Below are 2,081 nucleotides of genomic sequence, written 5' to 3'. Positions count from 1 at the left end.
AGGGGTATTCTTGCGATGTTATCCATTGGTCTTTTCCCCGAATTTTGAAGCGCATATTGCTTTCAGCTTCCTGAATAACACCTTCAAGGATAGCAGCATGTACCGGGGACAATCCCAACGCCTCACTCGATCGTCGCACATTCTGCCGTAGCGCGCCTAATCGCAACGCTTTCATCAATAAATGCGGTGTTGGCTCGTTAAATAAAGTAAGTCCTTGAGGTAGCACAGCAGCCGGCGTGTAACGTTTAAAATCCTGCGGCTTGATTGCTTCTTTGAGAATGCTGCCATTTGTCCCTTTAACAGGTGTCAGCGCATCCGCCCATTCTAGAATTAAATGATTATAGTTAAGCAGCCCAGTCGATGGCTGGCGGTGCCCCATTAAGCGCGCCAGCCCCATCATCACGCGACGCGAACAGTAATGTTGCTGCCCCATCACCATCTGACGAATGTCAGCGCTATCTATATGCTGGGTTATTTTGGTGGCGACAGGCGTTTTTAGCTGTAGCAGAGAGGCTGCCGTTATATTGTAAAACGCATGACGGGCGTGATGTAGTGATAGTGTTGGGCTGCCACTCACGTGACGTAACGCATCTATCTCAGCAGCGCTGATTGCTGATGCACTAAGCGCTACTTCGACTTTCCCATCGCGTATCTCACCTAGCAGCGGTAGGGACGCCTCACCCCCCAGTAGCGCATCATGACGATTAAGCACAGCGTTAAGCATACGTTGCTCTGTCGCCTCGAGAGAAAACAAAAGCGGCACAGCACGTCGAGAGGCCTCACTTTTTAATGTTCGATAACGATTGTTCCTAATCAAAACCCAGCAGTAGCCATGAGATTCACACCAATCTCGCCTGAGCAACCCTCTCGCTTCATCCAGCCGCAAACCAAAGCGATACGCGCATAGCAATACAAACTGAAGTAAACACGCAATATCGGGGTCTCGTTGCGATGCTTCTATCCGCTTCAGTGTCTCAAGGTATTCTCGTTCTGAGAGCATTTCAGCACGCACGTGTCTTCCTTGCTCTGCAACGGGTAGCTCATCCCAATCCGGTTCTTCAACGCCGAGAGAGGCGGCTACGCGGTGAAAAGAGCGTAGACGATGGCTAAAATAGCTCATATCGCTCAACTGGGTTTCTTGATAATCAATCAGACCTGCATAAAAGGCGGTGATCTCTTCACTACCGATCGCCATCAGGTCGACACCGTACGCAAGCTCCTCAAAAAGCTTACGCAACGCGCCCCAGTAACGATGAATACTACTGCTTTCGAACGGCTTAAAGCGCCTGCCCGCTCGCCCCTTACCACTCCGGATAACCGTCGCGATCCAGATGACCAACAGCATGATGGCACTACTTACTTTACCGTTTCGCTGGGTTACTAGTTGCTCCAGTGTTTTTGCCGTTATTTTAGCCTGCGCCTTGGTGTAGCCATCCAAGATTTGCTTCACCTCTTTAAAAAGAAGTACCGCCTGTTGCTGCAGCTCATGTTTATCGCCATTAGCTCGTAATAGCGCTGGCAACGCTGTCGAGAGCTCCAAATCCTCAGTGTTGACTGCTGAAGGTGGGAACATCAGCGATTTGCCGTGCACCATACGAATGTGCGCTTGCATAGGGAGGCTGGTGGCCACTATCCGCCCTGCTAACGCGCCAGCCAATACGCCCGGTAATCTCAGAAGATTGGCTTGATCGACAATAGCGGCCGCCTGCCCAAGTATCTGCTGGATCGTTATACACTCTTGACTCTCACAGCACTGGATCAATGCCTCAGGCAAAGGCGGCGCTTGTTTTGGGATCGTCCAAGGATCGTCGAGCGCTTTGGTAGATGTTAGGCGTTGGCCGTAAGTTAGTAGTGATGCCACATGATATGACACTGTGTGCCGCTGTACGGGGGCTTGCCAGCTGGTGCTATCTAACTGTTCGCTATACTCCAAGTAATAGGTTTTACGGTGATATAACAGCCGAAAGTTGTCCCCTTGGCACACATCCTTCAGCAGGCGCATATAACAAATACGTTTTTCAATACACAAAAGTAACGCACCGAGCGCTAATGCCTGGCGTTTAGAACAGTGGGTTCGGGTG

Annotated in this window: 1 protein-coding gene; it reads right to left on the bottom strand. The window is 50.6% G+C overall.

The window, feature by feature from the left end:
• Window positions 1-1,861, bottom strand: a 1,861-nt coding sequence (locus tag CXF87_RS11860) for a hypothetical protein (protein ID WP_157826526.1), incomplete at its 3' end; no start/stop codon positions are given.
• Window positions 1,862-2,081 lie beyond the last annotated feature (220 nt).

Origin of the sequence: Halomonas sp. MES3-P3E (assembly GCF_002836035.1) — a bacterium.
Classification (GTDB): Bacteria; Pseudomonadota; Gammaproteobacteria; order Pseudomonadales; family Halomonadaceae; genus Vreelandella; species Vreelandella arctica.
This window is presented reverse-complemented; position numbering and strand designations above follow the sequence as displayed.